This is a genomic window from Streptomyces omiyaensis, assembly GCF_014650895.1.
Classification (GTDB): domain Bacteria; phylum Actinomycetota; class Actinomycetes; order Streptomycetales; family Streptomycetaceae; genus Streptomyces; species Streptomyces omiyaensis.
The window spans coordinates 122,877-140,351 of the sequence record NZ_BMVV01000006.1 but is presented as its reverse complement, the minus strand read 5'-3'; the positions used below and the strand labels follow the sequence as shown (position 1 = coordinate 140,351).

Annotated in this window: 19 protein-coding genes and 1 tRNA gene; 8 read left to right on the top strand and 12 right to left on the bottom strand. The window is 73.8% G+C overall.

Annotated elements, in window-relative coordinates:
- Window positions 1-315 precede the first annotated feature (315 nt).
- A tRNA-Gly gene (locus IE287_RS12380) sits at window positions 316-386 on the top strand.
- 92 nt (window positions 387-478) lie between these two features.
- Here IE287_RS12380 and IE287_RS12375 read toward each other — a convergent pair.
- Window positions 479-1,753, bottom strand: a complete 1,275-nt coding sequence (locus IE287_RS12375; RefSeq protein ID WP_189849036.1) for a M23 family metallopeptidase — start codon at window positions 1,751-1,753, stop codon at window positions 479-481.
- Between the two features lie 894 nt (window positions 1,754-2,647).
- On the opposite strand from IE287_RS12375, the gene IE287_RS12370 reads away from it, so the two are divergent.
- The 3 genes from IE287_RS12370 (at window position 2,648) to IE287_RS12360 (ending at window position 5,285) form a co-directional block, all read left to right on the top strand.
- On the top strand, window positions 2,648-2,851 hold the full coding sequence (locus tag IE287_RS12370) for a cold-shock protein (protein WP_042817427.1): 204 nt from the start codon (window positions 2,648-2,650) through the stop codon (window positions 2,849-2,851).
- A 1,319-nt stretch (window positions 2,852-4,170) separates the two neighbouring features.
- Complete coding sequence (locus tag IE287_RS12365; protein ID WP_189849035.1) at window positions 4,171-4,509, top strand: MerR family transcriptional regulator; 339 nt, start codon at window positions 4,171-4,173, stop codon at window positions 4,507-4,509.
- Window positions 4,510-5,063: 554 nt separating this feature from the next.
- Entirely contained in the window at window positions 5,064-5,285 is a 222-nt protein-coding gene (locus tag IE287_RS12360; RefSeq protein ID WP_189849236.1) for a hypothetical protein, read from the top strand.
- Between the two features lie 384 nt (window positions 5,286-5,669).
- On the opposite strand, the gene IE287_RS12355 is transcribed toward IE287_RS12360, so the two are convergent.
- Both IE287_RS12355 and IE287_RS12345 read right to left on the bottom strand, forming a co-directional pair.
- Window positions 5,670-6,485, bottom strand: coding sequence for a bestrophin-like domain (locus IE287_RS12355; protein ID WP_189849034.1), 816 nt, complete (start codon window positions 6,483-6,485; stop codon window positions 5,670-5,672).
- Between the two features lie 330 nt (window positions 6,486-6,815).
- A complete protein-coding gene (locus tag IE287_RS12345; protein WP_189849033.1) occupies window positions 6,816-7,298 on the bottom strand; it encodes an SAM-dependent methyltransferase in 483 nt (160 codons plus the stop codon).
- A gap of 210 nt (window positions 7,299-7,508) precedes the next feature.
- Here IE287_RS12345 and IE287_RS12340 point away from each other — a divergent pair, with 210 nt between their 5' ends.
- On the top strand, window positions 7,509-8,405 hold the full coding sequence (locus IE287_RS12340; protein ID WP_189849032.1) for an NAD-dependent epimerase/dehydratase family protein: 897 nt from the start codon (window positions 7,509-7,511) through the stop codon (window positions 8,403-8,405).
- 158 nt (window positions 8,406-8,563) lie between these two features.
- Here the strand turns inward: IE287_RS12340 and IE287_RS12335 are convergent, their stop codons facing one another.
- The 5 genes from IE287_RS12335 to IE287_RS12315 all read right to left on the bottom strand — a co-directional run bounded on the left by IE287_RS12335 (window position 8,564) and on the right by IE287_RS12315 (window position 11,951).
- The gene (locus IE287_RS12335; RefSeq protein ID WP_189849031.1) at window positions 8,564-9,040 is read right to left on the bottom strand and encodes an iron chaperone; all 477 of its coding nucleotides are present in this window, start codon (window positions 9,038-9,040) and stop codon (window positions 8,564-8,566) included.
- Window positions 9,041-9,139: 99 nt separating this feature from the next.
- Window positions 9,140-9,577, bottom strand: a complete 438-nt coding sequence (locus IE287_RS12330) for a pyridoxamine 5'-phosphate oxidase family protein (RefSeq protein ID WP_189849030.1) — start codon at window positions 9,575-9,577, stop codon at window positions 9,140-9,142.
- The gene (locus tag IE287_RS12325) at window positions 9,574-9,819 is read right to left on the bottom strand and encodes a helix-turn-helix transcriptional regulator (protein WP_189849029.1); all 246 of its coding nucleotides are present in this window, start codon (window positions 9,817-9,819) and stop codon (window positions 9,574-9,576) included. Before IE287_RS12325 ends, IE287_RS12330 begins: the two co-directional genes overlap by 4 nt.
- 19 nt (window positions 9,820-9,838) lie before the next feature.
- A complete protein-coding gene (locus tag IE287_RS12320) occupies window positions 9,839-10,249 on the bottom strand; it encodes a VOC family protein (protein ID WP_189849028.1) in 411 nt (136 codons plus the stop codon).
- A gap of 304 nt (window positions 10,250-10,553) precedes the next feature.
- Window positions 10,554-11,951: a hypothetical protein gene (locus tag IE287_RS12315; protein WP_189849027.1), complete on the bottom strand. Its 1,398-nt coding sequence runs from the start codon at window positions 11,949-11,951 to the stop codon at window positions 10,554-10,556.
- A gap of 105 nt (window positions 11,952-12,056) precedes the next feature.
- Here IE287_RS12315 and IE287_RS12310 point away from each other — a divergent pair, with 105 nt between their 5' ends.
- Window positions 12,057-13,028 carry a D-2-hydroxyacid dehydrogenase family protein gene (locus tag IE287_RS12310; protein ID WP_189849026.1) on the top strand — a complete coding sequence of 324 codons (972 nt, stop codon included), beginning with the start codon at window positions 12,057-12,059 and terminating at the stop codon, window positions 13,026-13,028.
- A gap of 87 nt (window positions 13,029-13,115) precedes the next feature.
- On the opposite strand, the gene IE287_RS12305 is transcribed toward IE287_RS12310, so the two are convergent.
- On the bottom strand, window positions 13,116-13,472 hold the full coding sequence (locus IE287_RS12305; RefSeq protein WP_189849025.1) for a GntR family transcriptional regulator: 357 nt from the start codon (window positions 13,470-13,472) through the stop codon (window positions 13,116-13,118).
- Between the two features lie 2 nt (window positions 13,473-13,474).
- Complete coding sequence (locus tag IE287_RS39090) at window positions 13,475-14,443, bottom strand: DUF1648 domain-containing protein (RefSeq protein ID WP_189849024.1); 969 nt, start codon at window positions 14,441-14,443, stop codon at window positions 13,475-13,477.
- 122 nt (window positions 14,444-14,565) lie between these two features.
- Between IE287_RS39090 and IE287_RS12295 the strand changes: the two genes are divergently transcribed.
- Window positions 14,566-15,573, top strand: a complete 1,008-nt coding sequence (locus tag IE287_RS12295) for a S8 family peptidase (protein WP_229883434.1) — start codon at window positions 14,566-14,568, stop codon at window positions 15,571-15,573.
- Window positions 15,574-15,581: 8 nt separating this feature from the next.
- Here IE287_RS12295 and IE287_RS12290 read toward each other — a convergent pair whose 3' ends face one another.
- Together IE287_RS12290 and IE287_RS12285 are read right to left on the bottom strand one after the other, a co-directional pair.
- On the bottom strand, window positions 15,582-16,457 hold the full coding sequence (locus IE287_RS12290; protein WP_189849023.1) for an alpha/beta fold hydrolase: 876 nt from the start codon (window positions 16,455-16,457) through the stop codon (window positions 15,582-15,584).
- A gap of 118 nt (window positions 16,458-16,575) precedes the next feature.
- A complete protein-coding gene (locus IE287_RS12285; RefSeq protein ID WP_229883433.1) occupies window positions 16,576-17,016 on the bottom strand; it encodes a MarR family winged helix-turn-helix transcriptional regulator in 441 nt (146 codons plus the stop codon).
- Window positions 17,017-17,108: 92 nt separating this feature from the next.
- Here IE287_RS12285 and IE287_RS12280 point away from each other — a divergent pair, with 92 nt between their 5' ends.
- On the top strand, window positions 17,109-17,456 hold the full coding sequence (locus IE287_RS12280; RefSeq protein WP_189849021.1) for a DoxX family protein: 348 nt from the start codon (window positions 17,109-17,111) through the stop codon (window positions 17,454-17,456).
- Window positions 17,457-17,475 lie beyond the last annotated feature (19 nt).

Here is a 17,475-nt window from a genome sequence, read left to right as displayed (position 1 = left end):
TACCGCGTGCCTCAGCCGCGCACACCTCGGACACCGGATGAGCCGCCCGGGCCCGATCCGCGCGGCACCGAGCTGCTGGAGCGGAAACGAAGCGGTACTGAACACGTGCCCCTCGGCACAGCGGACGACGGTGCGCTCCACGGAACCCATCAAGTCCCTTCCCCTACACACATGGTGGACAAGACAGCCACATTAGGGGATGAAGGGGACACCCTCCACGCGGCACTCCGACCCACCGAAGAGAGGCGAACCACGCCACCCGTGGCGCATGGGGTACAGTGTGCAACGATGCGGCCGGTTCATCCGGCCGGTATTGCGGATGTAGTTTAATGGTAGAACATGAGCTTCCCAAGCTTATAGCGCGGGTTCGATTCCCGTCATCCGCTCTTGAACGAAGGCCCTGGTCTCTGACCAGGGCCTTCGTTGTCGTCCATGCCTCTTCAGGCATCGCGTACCGGTGGGGTCGGCCGAGGGGTGGTCAGAACTCCAGGACCTCGCGGTCGAGCGGATACCGCGCACGGTGGGGGCCGTCGTACGGCGAGGGCGTGATCGGGAGGACGCCGGTGGGCTGCAGGCCCAGGTTGTCGTCCCAGAGCCGGGGTTCGACGTGTCCGACGACGCGGAACTTCCGGAAGGTGAACGGGGGGCTGTCGGTCGGGAAGAACTCGGGCGTGGTCATCACCTGGAAGTGCAGGTGCGGCGTGGTCGAGTTGCCGCTGTTGCCGATCAGCCCGAGGACCCGGCCGGGTTCGACGCGGTCGCCTTCCCGGACCCTGAGCGAGCCGGGCTTCAGGTGCGCATAGAGGAGGTAGCGGCCGGGCGCGACCTCCACGGTGACGTGGTTGCCGACGGTCTCCTCGATCGGGGGGACCGGCGGCGTGACAGGCGGCGTGTTGTCCGGGATCCCGTCCTGGACCTCCACCACCCTGCCGCCGGCCGCCGCCACGACGGGCTGCCGGTAGCTCAGGTAGCTGGTGAGCCGCGCGGGGTCGCCCTCCCAGGTCTGTCCCTGCTCTCCGACCCGGTACCAGTCGATCGCGAAGCGCTGCGGTACGTAGAAGCGGCCGTTGATCGGGCCGAGGCCGCGCCGGTGGTGGGTGTTGCCGCAGCACGACTCGCTGGAGTACCAGGTGCCGGGGCGGACCGGCGCGTCCAGGTTCAGCGGCGTGGTGCGGTCGGTCGGGGTGGCCTGGACCGTCTCCTCGAACGGGGAGGAGCCCGAGGCGGTGAGGACGGCGCCGGAGAGGTGGTGCTCAAGGACCTTGGGCACCCGCTCGCCGCGGTCCAGGGCCAGGTCGATCCAGACGACCCACTGCTGGGAGCCCGGGATCACGGTCGGCGTCGGCCCCGGCGGCGCCGGCGTGTACCCGTCCGCACCGGGCAGGGGGTCGCCCACCGGGTTGGCGGCATCGGCCAGCGCCTGCCCGCTCAGCGAGCCCACCACCCGGTGCGTGCGGGCGTCCCGGACCTCGACACGGTCCAGCCGCACCCGTGCGCTGCTGGGCAGCGCGTTCGTGGTGAGCAGTTCGTACGAGAGGTGCGTCTTGCCGTCCGTGGCGTCGAACGGTGCAGGTTCGGTCATCACGGCCGCCGTCAGCGGCGTGAACTGGGGGCCGGGCACCGGCGCGGCCTCGCCGGTGCCGTATCCGGGTGTCGTCGAAGCGGTCAGCATGCCGACCGCGAGCACGGCGGCAGCGAGCCCGCGACGTAGCGGGCCGCGGCCGGTGCGGTTGCGAGGGTGGCGCTCTGCCATGGTGCTCTTCCAGTCGTCGGGTCCGGGACCGCGAAGGGCACCGGCACGCCCCGCGCCGAGGCGCAGGCCCATGTAATCCGGCCGAGCGGCGCTCCCGGCGGACGGCGCCGGAGCCGGGGACCGAACTACACCCGTCCAGCCGCACCGGACCGCCGGGCGGGAGCCGGCACGTGCCCCATCCGTGCCCTCCAGGGCGGTGAACAGCGGTCACCACGGGTACGAGCAGAGCCTCCCGACAGGACCCGCGAAGAGACTTGTCCGCAGGCCAGAGGCCATGGGGACGGCCAAAGCAGCGGTGATTCCCAGGCTTATAGCGCGGGTTCGATTCCCGTCATCCGCTCTTGAACGAAGCCCCAGGTCGACGACCTGGGGCTTCGTCGTCGTCCGGGGCCGACGAGCGGGGCCCACCGCGGCAACGGCCGGACCGGCGCCTCCCGCGCGTCGGGACGTCCTCGGGCGCGGGGCGAGGGGAACCGTCGACCGGCGCCACCGCCGGCCTCCCGCGGGCCGCGGGGACTGCCGGGCTCGGCCCCGCGGACGCGGGTTCCGCCGCTGCCGACACCCCGGCCGCGGCGACCGACTCGCCTCCGAAAGACCGCATTCGAAGTGAACGAATACCTTCTTTCGCGGTCTGAGATTTCAACGACCGCCGCACACAGAGTTTTTACCGGCGACACGCAGGGAGAAATATTCGCGGCACCCGGGCTGCGTCGACATGCTACTGTCGAAGTCAGTTGCAGTTTTGGTACCCGAAGATTTCAAGTGCCCCCGTCGGCCCGCGCGCCGCACGGAAGCGCTTTGTATTTCCGGTCATTTTCCGGCCAGGGCATCATCGCGGCGACACGGAATCCGTACGGTACGGATTCCGTCGTACTTGCCCAGAGGAGAAATGACATGGCCGCCGGCACCGTGAAGTGGTTCAACGCCGAAAAGGGTTTCGGTTTCATCGAGCAGGACGGTGGCGGCCCTGACGTGTTCGCCCACTACTCGAACATCGCCGCGCAGGGCTTCCGCGAGCTCCAGGAGGGCCAGAAGGTCTCCTTCGACATCGCGCAGGGCCAGAAGGGCCCGACGGCCGAGAACATCGTTCCCGCCTGACGCCGACGCGCCGTACTCGGCCGGGGCCCGCACCCTAGGGGTGCGGGCCCCGGCCGCATTCATTCGCAGGGCCCCCTCGCGCGGCCACGTCGTCCGCGTCCATTTCGCCGACCCGATGGCGTGTCGACAATTCCCCACCTGGGCCGAGCGGCCTTCCTTCTCCTTCCGTTCGGCCGCCCCAGTGATTCCAGAAGCCGTTCGTCCGCTGCCGGAATCCCTCGATGCGTGCCGTATCGGGGAAGGTTCCGAATGAACCCCACACGCACGAACGGCCGCACCTCCCTCACCCGCCGCAACGGCGGCCACACGTACGACTCCTCCGCGGGATCACCGGCGCCCAGGCCCCGCCCGGCGTGCCCGTGACGATCACCGCCCACCGGCAGAGCGGCGCAGGGGCGGGACGCCCTCCCGCGGTCGGCGCGGTTCCGCTTCTGCCGCCGGCACGGGAGCGCGCGACGGTCCGCCGCCGGCACGGCAACCCGAGCCCCACGTCGGCCGCGAGCCGACCCGTCTCCCCTGCTCGGCGTTCCGGCGGCCCGACCGGAATCCGCGAGCGAACGTGAGCCGACTCCGGTCAGCCGAGAGGGCCCGCACGGCACACGCCGGCCGGGCCCTCTCACGCATCGAACGACCGCGTCCCGCGCGCGGATGCGGGGGCGACCCGGCGACGAACGCTCCGCGACTCCGCCCGGCCCTGCGCGACGCTCCGCTTCGCTCGCCGAGGTCGATTACCTACCCACCAGGCACATGAAAATCTATCGCGGCCAGAGTAGACATTGCGCGGTGGCCCGGCTAAGGTTTCTCTCGTAGCCCAGAGAGACAGTGAGGCCTGGCAGAGACGGACTGCCGGCAGTGGAGCAAGTCGCAGGACGGTGCGGCGGTGGAGTTCCGAAGCCAGGGCTTTGGCAGGACGGCGACGGGACTGACGGCTGGACCGGGCGGCCCGCAGTGATCAGGGGCCGCCGCGAGCGGGACCGTGGGCATGAAGGACGCGGACCCGTGAGAGCAGTGCGCATCACCCAGCAGTACGCAGTACCCCCATGGTGGGAAATCGATCACCGAAGGAAGAACGGAGGAACGCAGCGCCATCAGGATCGCCCGGCCGGAAATCTCGAGTCCGGGTACCGCAGGACATCGATAGTGAGGTGGTCTCCGGTCAAGCAACCGCGATCCCCGCGCACCCGACAGCCACTGGGTCGGTTCAGCGGACACAGAAGGCCGGCGCAGTATCAGGGCCGGCAGGTGGTGTAGTAGTTCCTTCGGGGCCCTGGTGCCGTACGGCACCAGGGCCCCTCGACGCGTTTCACGGAGAGGTGCAAATGACAGCAGACGACTCGTACGGGCGTCTCGACGACGACGACTACCCCGCCTACACCATGGGAAGGGCCGCCGAGATGCTCGGCACCACCCAGGGTTTCCTCCGCGCCATCGGCGAGGCCCGCCTCATCACCCCGCTCCGCTCCGCGGGCGGCCACCGCCGCTACTCCCGCTACCAGTTGCGCATCGCCGCACGGGCCCGGGAACTCGTCGACCAGGGCACCCCCATCGAAGCCGCCTGCCGCATCATCATCCTCGAAGACCAACTCGAAGAAGCCCAGCGCATCAACGCCGAGTACCGCCGCGCCGCGGAATCAGCCCCGCCGGCGGACTCGGACTGAGACGGGGCCGCCGCCGGCGCCGCTCGGACCGGTACGCACGGATCCGGTGCCGGGACGCGAGCCGGGCCGGCTCCACCGAAGGACCCGTGACACCACCGGGTCCGCCTCGGCCGCCGCCCGCCCGCACCCGAGGCGACCCGGGCACGTGAGCACCGCGCGAAGGGCACGGTGCGGTCGATCGGTCGTCGTGGCCGGGGACGTCGAGGACCGTCCACGGCGACGTGCGGCCCGCCCCGTCCGTCAGACGGCCCCGCACATCGCCGTCCGCGCCGGGGCCGGGAGCCCGCCGAGACCGCGCGGGCCGGAAAACGGGCGGGCCACGCCGTCGGTCCGGGACAGGGGGCTGGTCGACGTCACCTGTTCGGGCAGAGCCACGGACGCCTCGGCCGCCACCGGGTGCGGGAAGCGCGGAACGGCCTCGATGACCCCCGGGGCCGAAGCCGCTGGTGAGCCACCTGGAGCCGCTGTTCCGTCGAGACCCTCCTCGGCCGTCTCGCACTGCGGGCGTGAACGGCCACAGCGAACGGATGTGCGCGGGGCGCATACTGGCGGCAATGACAAAGTCCAGTGCACCGAAGCGCTATTTGCCCACCAGTCCCTTCAAAGCCCCGGTCGCGCCGCCTCCCCGGCAGTTCGCCGTAGGCGACCAGGTCACACACGACGTGTACGGCCTCGGCCGGGTCATCGGCATCGAGGGCGGGATCGCGGCACTCGTGGATTTCGGCTCGACGCGAGAGCGGATCCTGAGTCCGTACGCCAAGATGAGCAAGTTGTAGGGCCGCCGCCGTGCCCGGTCACGGCGTACCGGAGCCACGCGCCCCCTCCCCACAGGACCTCCGGGAGATCGGGACCTTCCTGCTCGGGGAGGTGCGGGCGTCCGCCTCCGGCATGAGCGCGGCTCGGTGCGAGGCGGGGCGGCCCCCCGGACCGGAACGGGCCGCCCGCTGGTGCCGCACGGCCGGAAGGCCGTGCGGCAACGTGCCGGTGGAAGCGGTGAACAGCGGACGGCAAGGGCGTCCCGGCAACGACGGGACACCGCCCTCGGGACCGGCGGGGCGGCCGTCGCGTCGGCGGTGTGGCCCCCGCGGGCGAACCTCTGGGGGGGCCGGCCGTCGTGCCCCGCGGGTCCCCGGGGCCCGCGCGTACGCGGGGAGGCGCGGTCACGGGTTCGTGCGGGCGCCTCGGGCGTCGCAGGGGAGGAGGCGGTCCGGGTGGTCCTCGGCGTAGTCCTCGCCGATGTCGTCGACCGTGTCCTCCATGGCCGTGCCGGAGATGTGGATCTGCCCGGAGAAGGGGCGGTCGATGTCCGCGATGAGGAGGAGGGAGCCGGTGAAGAGCGCGGTCAGGACGCACAGCAGGACGATGTGGGAGGGGCCGCGCCGGGCCGGCAGGCCGAAGGCGAAGGCGCCGACGGTGGCGGCGAGCGCGACGACCATGAACCAGTAGACGACGGGCGGGATCGCCGGGGCGGCCTCGGACAGCCGGGTCTGGCGGGCGACGGAGCGCTCGTCGTCCGCCTCGACCAGCAGGTCCAGGGTGTTGTCGTCCGCGCGGGCCAGTTCCTTGAAGTGGCGGCGGAAGTCCGAGGACCAGACGGACACTTCGGGGGCCTTCTGCCCGTTCTTGTCCATCTGCGGCCACTCGTACGCCAGGATGGCGCGGGCGTAGCAGACGGCGTCGGCCTGGATCCGCTCCCGCTGGGGCTCGGGGGCGTAGTCGGCCACCTCGTAGAGCTGGTCGACGCGATGGGCCTCGGCGCCCACGGCCGCGCCGGCCGCGCCGAAGGACTCCGCGGCCACGACGATGACGAAGGCCACGAGGAGGACGGCGAGCGTCTCCAGCGGGCTGACGAGGTCGCTGACGGACGCCTCTTCGGCGTCCCCGTCGGGGGACGCCCGACGGCGCCGGTAGTGGTTCGCGGCCAGGCCGAGTACGAGCGCGGCGACCATCACCGCGATGGTCGTGATCGTCAGCATGTTCGGGCCCCCAGGCAGGAGGTCGGTCGTCTTCCGGTCGCCCCCGCCGCACCAGACGATCATGCCGGAGGGGCTGCGGGGCGGTGGGCGCGCCCGTGATGACCCGAGTGGCCCCACGGAACGGGGTCGCGCGCAGCGGGCCGGCGGAGGTCGGTGCAGTGGTCCGGCCGCTTCCACCCCCGGGGCGCCACCGAGGCCGAGGTCGTCGCGCTCTTCACCGGCATCCACGCCGACGGTCTCGACGCCCTGCACCGGGCCCTCTCCGCCTGATGCCGCCCGACACCGCCCGAGGTCACCGGGCGCCCCGGCCGGGCCGGGCCGGGGCGGAGGTCAGTAGTAGCGGCGCATGATCTCCGTGGCCCAGTCGGGCTGGGTGGTGGCGCCCCGGGGGGGGCCGAACTCGGTCATGCAGGGCTTGATGTCGAGGACGGGGGTGCCGTCGACGGCGTCGAGGCCCTCGACGTGGAGGTCGCGGCCGTCGACGCGCAGGAGGCGGCAGCGGGAGACGCCGAGGCGGTTGGGCCGGTTCTTGCCGCGCTGGGCGAAGATGCCGACGAGGGGCCAGTCGGTGTTGCCACGGGGGTGGCGGGCGCCCGTCTCCACCTTCTCCGCGGGGACGCGGTCGAAGTGGTGGACGACCTCCACGTGCGAGAACGCGTCCAGGCCCGCCAGGGCCTCGGGGGCGAAGCGGTCGTCCAGGCGGATCACCGCCGCGACCCCGCCCCACTCGTCGTCGCGGACCTCGCCCCGGCCCCCGACCACCCGGCCGACCGGGTCCGAGACGATCTCCGCGGACGTCTTGCTCTCCGGCATGCGCTGCGCCTTTCGCGGGACGGGATCCGGACACCGTACGGCGCCCGGCGGTCACCGGCGGGGCGGTACGACGGGCTCCGTCAGGTCCCCGGGCCCGCGGCCGAAGCCGGGAGCGGCAATGTGACGCGCATCACTCGCCCGGCGCGGCCCCGGCCGTCACGAATCGGGGGGCTGTCCAACCTTCCCTGTGTACCCACCAGGAGGTTGACCATGAGGATCCTGCTCGCCGGCGCGACCGGTGCCATCGGGCGTCCGCTGACCCGCGCCCTGATCAGGGACGGGCACGAGGTGCTGGCGCCGGCCCGCTCCCAGGGGTCGGCGGAGGCGGTGCGGGCGCTGGGCGCGGTGCCCCTGCTCGCGGACGCGCTGGACCGCGAGGGCCTGCTGCGGGCGGTGGACGGACTGTCCGCCGACGCGGTGGTCCACCAGCTGACCGCGCTCAAGGCGCCCCGGCGGACGCTCACCGCGGACGATCCGAGCAATGTGCTGCGGGACCGCGGGACGGCCCACCTGCTGGAGGCGGCGGGCGTGCTCGGGGCGAGCCGCTTCGTCACCCAGTCGCTGGTCCTCGGCTACGGCTACCGCGACCACGGCGACCGGCCGCTCACCGAGGAGGACCCCTTCGGCGTCCGCGGCGGCACGGTCGCGGACCACGTGATCACGGGCCTCGTCGAGGCGGAGGGGCAGCTGTTCGCCGCGGACCACGTGGCGGGCACGGCGCTGCGGTACGGCGTCTTCTACGGGCCCGGCACCTGGTTCGACCCGACGCCGGGGAGCCGCCCGTTCCCCGTGCCGCTGGGCGGCGGCGGGACGATGTCGTGGGTCCACGTCGAGGACGCGGCCGAGGCGACGGTCGCCGCGCTGGAGCGGGGCGGCGCGGGCGAGGCGTACAACATCGTCGACGACCGCCCCTCCACCTGGGGCGAGCTGGCGGCGGCCCGCGGCTCCCGGCTCCGCCTCCCCGGCGGCCTGCTCCGGCTGGCCGTCCCCTACCTCGGCGCCCTCATGCTCGACACCCGGCTCCGCGTCTCGCACGCCAAGGCCACCCGCGAGCTGGGCTGGTCCCCCCGGTACGCCGACCACCGGACGGGCATGCGCACGGGGTGAACCCGCGCCCGGCGGAGCGCGGCCCCCGGCCACGGTGTACGGCGGCGGTCCGGAGGAACTGGCGCTCCTCCCGCGCCTGTTCCACGCATCGCCCTCGTACGCGAACGCCGTGCCGCCCCGGGACGACCCGGTGCGCAGCCCCGAACCGGCCCGGCGGGTCAGGCGGTGGCCTTCTCGATGAGGGCCTGGATGCGGGACTCGACCTCGGGGGTGAGGGTGGTGAGGGCGAAGGAGGTGGGCCACATGTCGCCGTCGTCGAGGGTGGCGGCGTCGTTGAAGCCGAGGGTGGCGTAGCGGGCCTTGAACTTGGCGGCGCTCTGGAAGAAGAGGACGATCTTGCCGTCCTTGGCGTAGGCGGGCATGCCGTACCAGGTCTTGGGGGTGAGGCCGGGGGCGACCTTCTTGACCAGGGCGTGGACGCCCTCGGCCAGGACGCGGTCCCCGTCGGCCATCTCGGCGACCTTGGCGAGGAGGTCGGCCTCGCCGTCGGCCTTGGCCGCGGCCTTGGAGCGGGTGCCGCGGGCCGTGGTGGCCTTCAGCTCCTTCGCGCGCTCCTTCATGGCGTCGCGCTCGTCCTCGGTGAAGCCGTCGTACGACTTGGCGGTCGTGGTGCCCGGGGTGCTCTTGGTGGCCATGTCCTTGTTCCCCTCGTCGTCCGGAACGGTGTTCCGGTGGTCTGTTGTCAGTCTGGGTTTCCGGCTTCCGGCGCGCTTCTCCGAAACCGACCGAACGGCTCAGGAGAGCCAGGCGCCGTCGCGCATCAGGGTGCGGCCGTCGAGCTCGTCGGCCTCGCGCCAGGCGTGCACGCGGCGCGGCCTGATCAGGAAGTACTGGTACGGGCGGGACAGTTCGCGCGGGTCGAAGCCGGTCTTCGCGGCGAAGGCGTCGCCGGTGCCGGCGGGGAGGTCCGCGAGGTCCACGGGCTCGGCGGCGCCGTCGATCATCACGACGTCGCGGGTGGGCCCGAGGGCCAGCCGGACGCGGCCGTCGGCCAGCAGGTTGCGGGCGGTGCGGGAGTCCCGCGGGGTGGAGATCAGGACGGCGTCGCCGTCCCAGAGGAAGGAGAGCGGGACGAGGTGGCCCCGGCTGGCCACCCACAGGTCCACGTCCTTCTCCAGCCGGACGCGGGTGTCCCCGATGCGTTCCCCTCGGGACCGGGGCGCGGGCGTCATGCCGTCCTCCCCCGGCCGGCGGCGCGGAGCGCGGTGACGAAGGCGTACGGGGTGGTGCCGTACTCCCTGGTGAACGTGCGGTGCAGGGTCTCGGCGGTCAGGCCCGCCTCGCGGGCCAGGGCCGGTACGTCCAGCGGGCGGGTGTGCGCGCGGTGGATCCGGTCGCGGACCCCGCGCAGCTCCTTCAGCGCCTGGAGCCGTACCGCCGTCGTGCGGGCCTCCGCCCATGCGGGTCGGCACATCTCGGTCCCCCCTCGGGACTCAGCGGACTTCCTGGATGCGGACGAGGTTGCCGGCCGGGTCGCGGAAGGCGCAGTCGCGGACGCCGTAGGGCTGCCGCGTGGGCTCCTGGACGACCTCGGTGTCCCCGGCGGAGACCTTCTCGAAGACGGCGTCGAGGTCGGGGGCGGCGAGCAGGATCCAGCCGTACGTGCCCTTGGCCATCATCTCGGTGATGGTGCGGCGCTCCTCCTCGGTGATGCCCGGGTCGACGGCCGGCGGGGCGAGCAGGATCGAGGTGCCGGGCTGTCCTGCGGGGCCGACGGTGATCCAGCGCATCCGGCCCTGGCCGACGTCGCTGCGGACCTCGAAGCCGAGCACGTCCCGGAAGAAGGCGAGGGAGGCGTCGGGGTCCTCGTGCGGGAGGACGGTGGTGTGGATGGTGATGTCCATGCCGTCGAAGGTAGTTGGCGCGGTGCGGGGGCGCTTCTCGAATCCTGATCGTGCCGCGGGAGGGCGCGGATCGGTCCCGCCTCGGGCCGGTGTCGCCGCGGAGCGGTGTCGCTCGGGCCGGTCCCGCCTCGGTGCGCGGGTCGGACGGGGGTCACCGCGGTGAGCGCGAGCGCCGAGCCGGCTGTGCAGGATCGCGAGGTTCGCGAGGAAGGCGATCGAGGAGAAGACCCAGGTCAGCGGCGTACCCCAGGAATCGCCCGTCAGGTTGAGGACGGCGGCGGCGAGGGCGACGGCGGCGACGGCTCTACGGCCGCGACGGTCCCGCGGTCCGGTCGTCCTCGCCGGGCGGTCCCGTCCCCGGCGCCCCTGTCGTCCCCGTCGCCCCTGCCGGCCCTGTCGTCCCCGCCGGCCCTTCCGGCCCCGCCGCTCCTTCCGGGTCCGCCAGGAAGTCCGTCACCGCCAGGGCGAGGAGCAGGGCCAGGGTCAGGCCGATCACGACCCAGCCGGTCGGGTGCGGCCAGAGCACGAAGGCGAGCGCCGCGGCCGCCACCAGGATCCACACGATCCAGGCGCGGAAGCGGCGCACGAAGCCGCCGACCGGGCCGAGCCGCATCCCCGCCCGGTCCGCCGTCGACCGGGTGGCCTGGATGCCCGAGTGCCACAGTCCGCGCACCAGGACGGCCGGGCGGCTCGGGCCGGAGAGCCAGGCGGCCAGCGCGATCAGCACGCCGAGCACCGCCGCGACCCGCACCGAGGTGCGCAGGAAGCGGACCAGGGTGTCGTAGACCGATCCGGCGGCGGCCGGGGAGACCGAGGCGGGCAGCGCGTTGAGGTAGACGGTACGGAAGACGGTCAGCGCGATCCCGAGGACCAGCGCCGCCACCGCGAAGCCCAGCGCCCCGGCGACCAGCGCCCGGCGCCGGTGCACCGCGAGCAGCACGCCGCCGGCCACGCACAGCACCGCGATCACCGGCAGCCACACGCCCAGCGCCTGGAGCAGCGCGAACCCGGTCTTCGCCTTCCCGATGTCGTCGGAGCGCAGCACCGTGAAGTCGGTGTGCACCTCGGGGATGTTCGCGGCCACCGTGAGCCCCGAGTCGACCAGACGCTGTTTCACCCGTTCGATGACGGGAGCCAGGTCGATCGTCACGCTGTCCGTCTCGATCTTCACCGCCCCGTCCTCGTCGCCGGTGAGGGCCCGGTCGAGGGAGGTGTGGATGGCCCGGTTGGCGTCGATCCAGATCGTCTCGAAGGCGGGGGAGGCGACGACGTCCTGCGCACGGTCGTGGACGAAGCTGGAGAGCGCGCCCTCCAGCGAGCCGCCGAGCTTCCCGAGCGCCTTCTCCGCCAGCGGGCGCTCCTCGGGGGCGACGCCTTCGAGGAGCGCCGGGAGGTCGATGTGCTCCATCACGGCGCCGGTCACCCGGTTCGCCACCGCCGCCTGCACGTCCGGGTCGGAGGCGAGCGGGGTCACCGTCTGCACGTACCGGTCGGTGTCGCCCACGATGTCCGAGGTCCAGGCGGCGACCAGGCCCAGCGGGACCAGCACGCAGCCGATGACCACCAGCAGCGCGGAGAGGAAGGAGCGCAGGCGGTGGTGCTCGCGCTTCGGCACGTGCTGTGCCGACTGTGCCTCCAGGGCCGCCACCCTGGCCCGCAGCACGGTGAGTTCGTCGTCGGTCCCGCCGGATGGTGCTCCCATGGGGCCACTGTGGGAGAAGCTCCGGCGTCCCGCGCCACGGGCGGGACCGAACGGGTGACCGCCCCGGCACGGACCCGGGCGGGGGGCGTGCGCGATCATGCCCGTATGACCGTGCTGCCGCGCTGTGCCGTGCTCGACGACTTCCAGGGCGCCGCCCTCGCCTCCGCCGACTGGGGCCCGCTCCGCGGGCGGGTCGAGGTGCGGGTGCTCCGCGAACACCTGACGGACCGTGACGCCCTCGTCGCCGCCGTGGAGGACTGCGAGATCCTGGTGGTGATGCGCGAGCGGACGCCGCTCGACGCCGGCCTCCTCGGCCGGCTGCCCCGGCTGCGGCTCGTCGTCACCTCGGGGATGCGCAACGCCTCGATCGACCTGGCCGCCTGCCGGGAGCGCGGGATCACCGTCTGCGGCACGGCCAGCGGCTCCGAGCCGCCCGTCGAGCTGACCTGGGCGCTGATCCTGGGGCTGGTCCGGCACGTGACGACGGAGGCGCGGGCGATGCGCGAGGGCGGGCCCTGGCAGTCGACGGTCGGCGGCGACCTGGCGGGCCGCACCCTGGGCCTGCTGGGCCTGGGGAAGATCGGCGGCCGGGTCGCCGCCGTCGGGCGCGCCTTCGGCATGGACGTCCTGGCCTGGAGCCCGAACCTGACCCCGGAGCGGGTCGCCGCGCACGGGGAGGGCGTCCGGCTCGCGAAGGACAAGGCCGAGCTGTTCGCGTCGAGCGACGTCGTCTCGCTGCACCTGGTGCTCTCCGACCGCACCCGCGGCGTCGTCGGCGAGCCGGAGCTGCGGGCGATGCGGCCGGGGGCGTACCTGGTGAACACCTCGCGGGCCGGGCTGGTGGACGGTGCGGCGCTCCTGCGGGCGCTGCGCGAGCGCTGGTTCGCCGGGGCGGGGCTCGACGTGTACGAGACGGAGCCGCTCCCCGCCGACGACCCGCTCCGCACCCTCCCCCACGTCCTCGCCCTCCCCCACCTGGGGTACGTCTCCGAGGCCAACTACGCCCGGTACTTCGGTCAGGCGGTGGAGGACATCGAGGCGTACCTGGCCGGGGCGCCGGTCCGCGTGCTGGAGTGAGCGGTGCGGGTCCGTACCGGAGGAGCACGACGGGGCCCGTGCCGGAGGGGCACCGCCCCCGTCGGGTCCCCGCCCCGGACCCGTGTCCTAGCGCAGTCCGGCGCGGGCCAGGTCGAGGAACTCCTCGTCGGTGAGGCCCAGTTCGCGGGCCTCGGCGGCGGCCTCGCGGAGCCGGGTGAGGAGGCGGGCGCGGTCGGGGGCGGTGGCGCCGGGGACGATGAGGGCGCCGCGGCCGCGGCGGAGCTCGATGAGGCCCTCCTCGCGGAGCCGCTGGTAGCCGCGGAGGACGGTGTGGACGTTGACGCCGAGCGAGTCGGCGAGTTCCCGGGCGGCCGGGAGCCGTTCGCCGGGCGCGGCGGTGCCGTCGGCGAGGGCGCCGCGGACGCAGGCGGCGATCTGGTCGCCGAGCGGGACGGCGGAGGCGGGGTCGACGCGGAAGAGCACGGTCAGAGCCTTCCACGCCGCTCGGCGAGCGTGTTGAGGAGGGCGGCCGCGGTCCGCGCGTCGGGCACGGTGACGGCGAACTCCCGTCCGCTCCCCCGCCGGACGACCAGGGCCTCGCCGGAGCGGAGGACCACGCCGGTGCGGTGCGCGCGGACGCGGTAGCCCCAGCCGCCGAACTCGCGGAGGGCGTCCACCTGCCGGACGTCCGCGCCGGCGATGTCGGCGAGCGGCACGTGGACGCGGGGGCGGGGGACGAGCATCGAGCGGACGGTGAGGCCGTGGCGGTCGACGTTGACGCGGACGCGGGCGAGGGCGAGGCCGGGGACGGCGATGAGCGCGGCGAGCGGGAGCAGCGGCCAGGGGCCGAAGAGGGCGCCGGCGGCCCCGCCGGCGAGGAGGAGCAGGCCGAGCGCGGTGAGCGGGGCGGAGGCGGTGGCCCGGGACCAGCCGGCCAGCTCGCCGGCGCCGAGGTCGAGACGGGGCGCGTCCGGGCCGGCGCCCCCCTCCGCCCCGGCGGGTCCCTCCGGCGGGACGAGCCGGGAGAGGGCGTGGCCGGCCAGGGCGAGGACGCCTCCGACGGCCGCCGCGACGGCGAGGTTCGAGAGCGGTGAGACCACCCGGGCGGGGTCGGCCGCGTCGAGGTTGTCGCCCACGACGAGGCCGAGCAGCGTGCCGAGGAGTCCCGCGGTCAGCCAGGCGCCCCACAGGGCGCCGCGCCGCACGAGGGCGGTCCAGCCGGCGCCGAGGGCGAGCAGCAGCACCGTGCCGAGGACGGCGAAGGCGGTCCGGCCGGTGTAGCCGTCGGCCTCGCCGCCGGTGGAGAAGTGGGTGGCGAGCGGGTCGGGCAGCCGGCCGGACCAGACGGCGAAGAGCAGCGGGTAGGCGGTGGCGGCGAGCACGAACGGCAGCGCCGCGAGGGCGCGGAGCCGGGTCGGGACCCTGAGTGCGGCGGAGAGCGGAGCAGTGGTCATGAAAACCTCCCTTGTTCGCACTCTACTAGAACAATGCGGGTTGAGGGCAGGCCGTCATCCCCTCCTCCACTCCGGATGCGGGCCTCCCCGGCCGGTTGTTGAATGGGGCAAATAAGCGACACATGCTGACGTATGCCGTCGAATGGGGAGTCTTCATGCGCCGTCGGTCCGCCGCCGCCCTCACCGCCCTCGCCGTCCTCACCGCCGCCCTCGCCACCGGCTGCGGCAGCGACGAGGAGCCCGACCCGCTGCGGAGCCAGCAGTGGGCCCTCGACTCCCTGAAGCTCCCCGACGCCTGGAACACCGCCAAGGGCGACGACACGGTCATCGCCGTCGTCGACACCGGGGTCGACCCCGGCCACCCCGACCTCGAGGGCCGGCTCGTGGACGGCTACGACTTCGTGGACGGCGACGACGACCCGAAGGACCTCAACGGGCACGGCACCCACGTCTCCGGCATCGCCGCCGCCCACACCGACAACGGCGTCGGGATCTCGGGCGGCGCGCGCGGCGCCAAGATCATGCCGGTGCGGGTGCTGGGCGCGGACGGCAGCGGCAGCGACGCGAACATCACCAAGGGCATCGTCTGGGCCGCCCAGCACGGCGCCGACGTCATCAACCTCTCCCTCGGCGAGTCCGGCCTGATGGCCCGGCTGCTCAAGGGCGGCGTCCTCAACGACGCCATCTCCGTCGCCAACGGCAAGGGGGCGGTCGTGGTCGCCGCCGCCGGCAACGACGCGACCCTGCTCCAGCCGTACGAGGTGGACACCCCCGTCCTCGTCGTCAACGCCGCCGACGCGAACGGGCAGCCGGCCACCTTCACCAACTTCGGCGCGCAGAACGCGGTGGCCGCCCCCGGCGTGGACATCCTCTCCACGCTGCCGACCTACACGGCCAGGGAGACCCTGAGGAACACCACGGGGTACGGGAAGCTGTCCGGCACCTCGATGGCCTCGCCGTACGTCTCCGCCGTCGCCGCCCTCCTGCACCAGCAGGGCCTGAGCCCGACCGAGATCATGCGGACGATCCGCGACACCGCGCGGAACCCGGCGGGCGACCTGAAGCTGGGGCTCGGGAACGTGGACGCGGCCGCCGCGGTGGAGGAGGCGGCGGCCGCCCACCCGAACTGACCCGCCGGCTATCCCTCCAGGACCGTCCGCAGGGCCTTCGCGAACTCCTCCGGCGCCCCCTGCTGCCCGAACTCGCCGCCGAGGAAGCCCGCGTGGTGGCTCGGGAAGACGGCGAGCGGGAGGCCGAGCCGGTCGGCGAGCGCGGCGGCGGCGCGGGCCGCGAGCTGCTGCCGGGACTCCTCGCCCGCGGCGACGACGATCCGGGTGGTGCCGGCCGCGGCCCCGAGGGCCCCGGTGTCGGGGAGGTAGGAGGTGCAGCCGCGCAGGTTCCGGCCGAGCAGCGGGTCGTCCCGGCGCCCGTCGTCCCCCGCGGGCAGGCCGAGGGCCTCCGGCGGCGGGACCGGCAGCCCGGCCCAGTCGGCCGGAACGGGACCCTCGTGGGCGGTGAGGGCGATGAACCGGGCCATGCCCGCGCCCCAGCCGTCCCGCTGGTAGACGGCGTGGACGTCGGCGCAGGCGGCGAGGGCCTCGGCGCCGTCGGGGACGAGGCCGGCGACGGGCGGCTCGTGGGCGACGAGGGTGTGCACGAGCTCGGGGCGGCGGGCCACCAGGGCCAGCGCGTTGACGGCGCCGCCGCTGCTGGCGAAGACCTCCACCGGGCCGGCGGCCAGCTCCTCGATCAGCCGGGCCAGGTCGTCGGCGTGCTCCTCGGGGCCGATCTCCGTCGGGGCGCCCTCGGCGGTCTCGCTGCGGCCCACGCCCCGCGGGTCGTAGGTGACGACGGTCCGGTCGGCGAAGTGGGAGGCGAGCGTGGTGAATCCGGTCGCGTCCATGGGGGAGCCGACGAGCAGCAGCGGACGCGGGTCCGTGCCGGCGCCGGGGCGGACGTCGTAGCGCAGGGTCGCCCCGGCGGTCTGCAGGGTGCGGGTGGTGGGCTGGGCCATCGTTCTCTCCTCCGTGCGGTGCTCTCACGGGGGTAGACGGCGGCGGGGCGCGGAAGTCATCGGCGGCGGGGCGGCGACTTCGCCCCCCTTCCCGCCCGGGGTCTCCCCGCTCCTTCCCCTACTCGCCGCACTCGTGGGCGGACGGGTCGACGACGACGCGGTCCAGGAGGCCCCGCAGCAGGGTGCGTTCGGCTTCCGTGAGGTCGGCGAAGAGCTCGCGCTCGGCCTCGCCGACGGCCCGGTCGATGCGGTCGAGGACGGCGGAACCGGCCGGGGTGATCTCGACGATGTGGCGGCGCCGGTCGGCCGGGTCGCGGCGGCGCTCGGCGAGCCCCTCTGCCTCCAACTCGTTGAGGATCGCCACCAGTTGACTGGGGTCGACCTCCATCGCGGCGGCCAGGTCGCGCTGGCTCATGGGGGCCGGGGCGAGCCGCATCAGGGTCATCGCGTTGCGCGGGTGCAGCCCGACGACGCCCAGGGCGGAGCGGATGCGCGCGCCGGTGAGCTCCCCGCGGAAGGAGAGGAGGAATCCGAGCCGGTCGGTCGGGAGGGCTGCCATGCCGTCCACGGTAACAACAAGTCCATTGTGGAGCGAGATGAATCGTTGTTACGCTTCAACGGTTTCCGTTCCCGGATCGTTGGAGCTCCACCATGTTCATCGGCTACGCCGTCCTCGCCGTCCTGCTCGCCCTCGCGGTCTCCGCGTCCGCCTTCATGACCTTCACCCGCAACCCGGCGGTCGCGGGGAACATGACGAAGCTCGGGGTGCCGGAGAGCCGGCTGCCCTGGCTGGGCACGGCGAAGGCGGCCGGCGCGCTCGGCCTGCTGGCCGGCCTGTTCGTCCCCGCGCTCGGCGCGGCGGCGGCGATCGGCCTGGTCCTCTACTTCGCGGGCGCGGTCGTCACCCACCTGCGGGCGAAGGACTACGAGCTGGCGCCGGCGCTGGTCCTGACCGTCCTCTCGGCGGTCGCGCTGGTCCTGCGCACAGCCGGCTCCTGAGCCTCCGCCGGCCCCCGGG

Excerpts from the sequence above, each read along its gene's own strand:
- IE287_RS12375 (WP_189849036.1), bottom strand. The coding sequence starts at position 1,753 with ATGGCAGAGCGCCACCCTCGCAACCGCACCGGCCGCGGCCCGCTACGT.
- IE287_RS12370 (WP_042817427.1), top strand. The coding sequence starts at position 2,648 with ATGGCCGCCGGCACCGTGAAGTGGTTCAACGCCGAAAAGGGTTTCGGT.
- IE287_RS12365 (WP_189849035.1), top strand. The coding sequence starts at position 4,171 with ATGACAGCAGACGACTCGTACGGGCGTCTCGACGACGACGACTACCCC.
- IE287_RS12360 (WP_189849236.1), top strand. The coding sequence starts at position 5,064 with ATGACAAAGTCCAGTGCACCGAAGCGCTATTTGCCCACCAGTCCCTTC.
- IE287_RS12355 (WP_189849034.1), bottom strand. The coding sequence starts at position 6,485 with ATGCTGACGATCACGACCATCGCGGTGATGGTCGCCGCGCTCGTACTC.
- IE287_RS12345 (WP_189849033.1), bottom strand. The coding sequence starts at position 7,298 with ATGCCGGAGAGCAAGACGTCCGCGGAGATCGTCTCGGACCCGGTCGGC.
- IE287_RS12340 (WP_189849032.1), top strand. The coding sequence starts at position 7,509 with ATGAGGATCCTGCTCGCCGGCGCGACCGGTGCCATCGGGCGTCCGCTG.
- IE287_RS12335 (WP_189849031.1), bottom strand. The coding sequence starts at position 9,040 with ATGGCCACCAAGAGCACCCCGGGCACCACGACCGCCAAGTCGTACGAC.
- IE287_RS12330 (WP_189849030.1), bottom strand. The coding sequence starts at position 9,577 with ATGACGCCCGCGCCCCGGTCCCGAGGGGAACGCATCGGGGACACCCGC.
- IE287_RS12325 (WP_189849029.1), bottom strand. The coding sequence starts at position 9,819 with ATGTGCCGACCCGCATGGGCGGAGGCCCGCACGACGGCGGTACGGCTC.
- IE287_RS12320 (WP_189849028.1), bottom strand. The coding sequence starts at position 10,249 with ATGGACATCACCATCCACACCACCGTCCTCCCGCACGAGGACCCCGAC.
- IE287_RS12315 (WP_189849027.1), bottom strand. The coding sequence starts at position 11,951 with ATGGGAGCACCATCCGGCGGGACCGACGACGAACTCACCGTGCTGCGG.
- IE287_RS12310 (WP_189849026.1), top strand. The coding sequence starts at position 12,057 with ATGACCGTGCTGCCGCGCTGTGCCGTGCTCGACGACTTCCAGGGCGCC.
- IE287_RS39090 (WP_189849024.1), bottom strand. The coding sequence starts at position 14,443 with ATGACCACTGCTCCGCTCTCCGCCGCACTCAGGGTCCCGACCCGGCTC.
- IE287_RS12295 (WP_229883434.1), top strand. The coding sequence starts at position 14,566 with ATGCTGACGTATGCCGTCGAATGGGGAGTCTTCATGCGCCGTCGGTCC.
- IE287_RS12290 (WP_189849023.1), bottom strand. The coding sequence starts at position 16,457 with ATGGCCCAGCCCACCACCCGCACCCTGCAGACCGCCGGGGCGACCCTG.
- IE287_RS12285 (WP_229883433.1), bottom strand. The coding sequence starts at position 17,016 with ATGGCAGCCCTCCCGACCGACCGGCTCGGATTCCTCCTCTCCTTCCGC.
- IE287_RS12280 (WP_189849021.1), top strand. The coding sequence starts at position 17,109 with ATGTTCATCGGCTACGCCGTCCTCGCCGTCCTGCTCGCCCTCGCGGTC.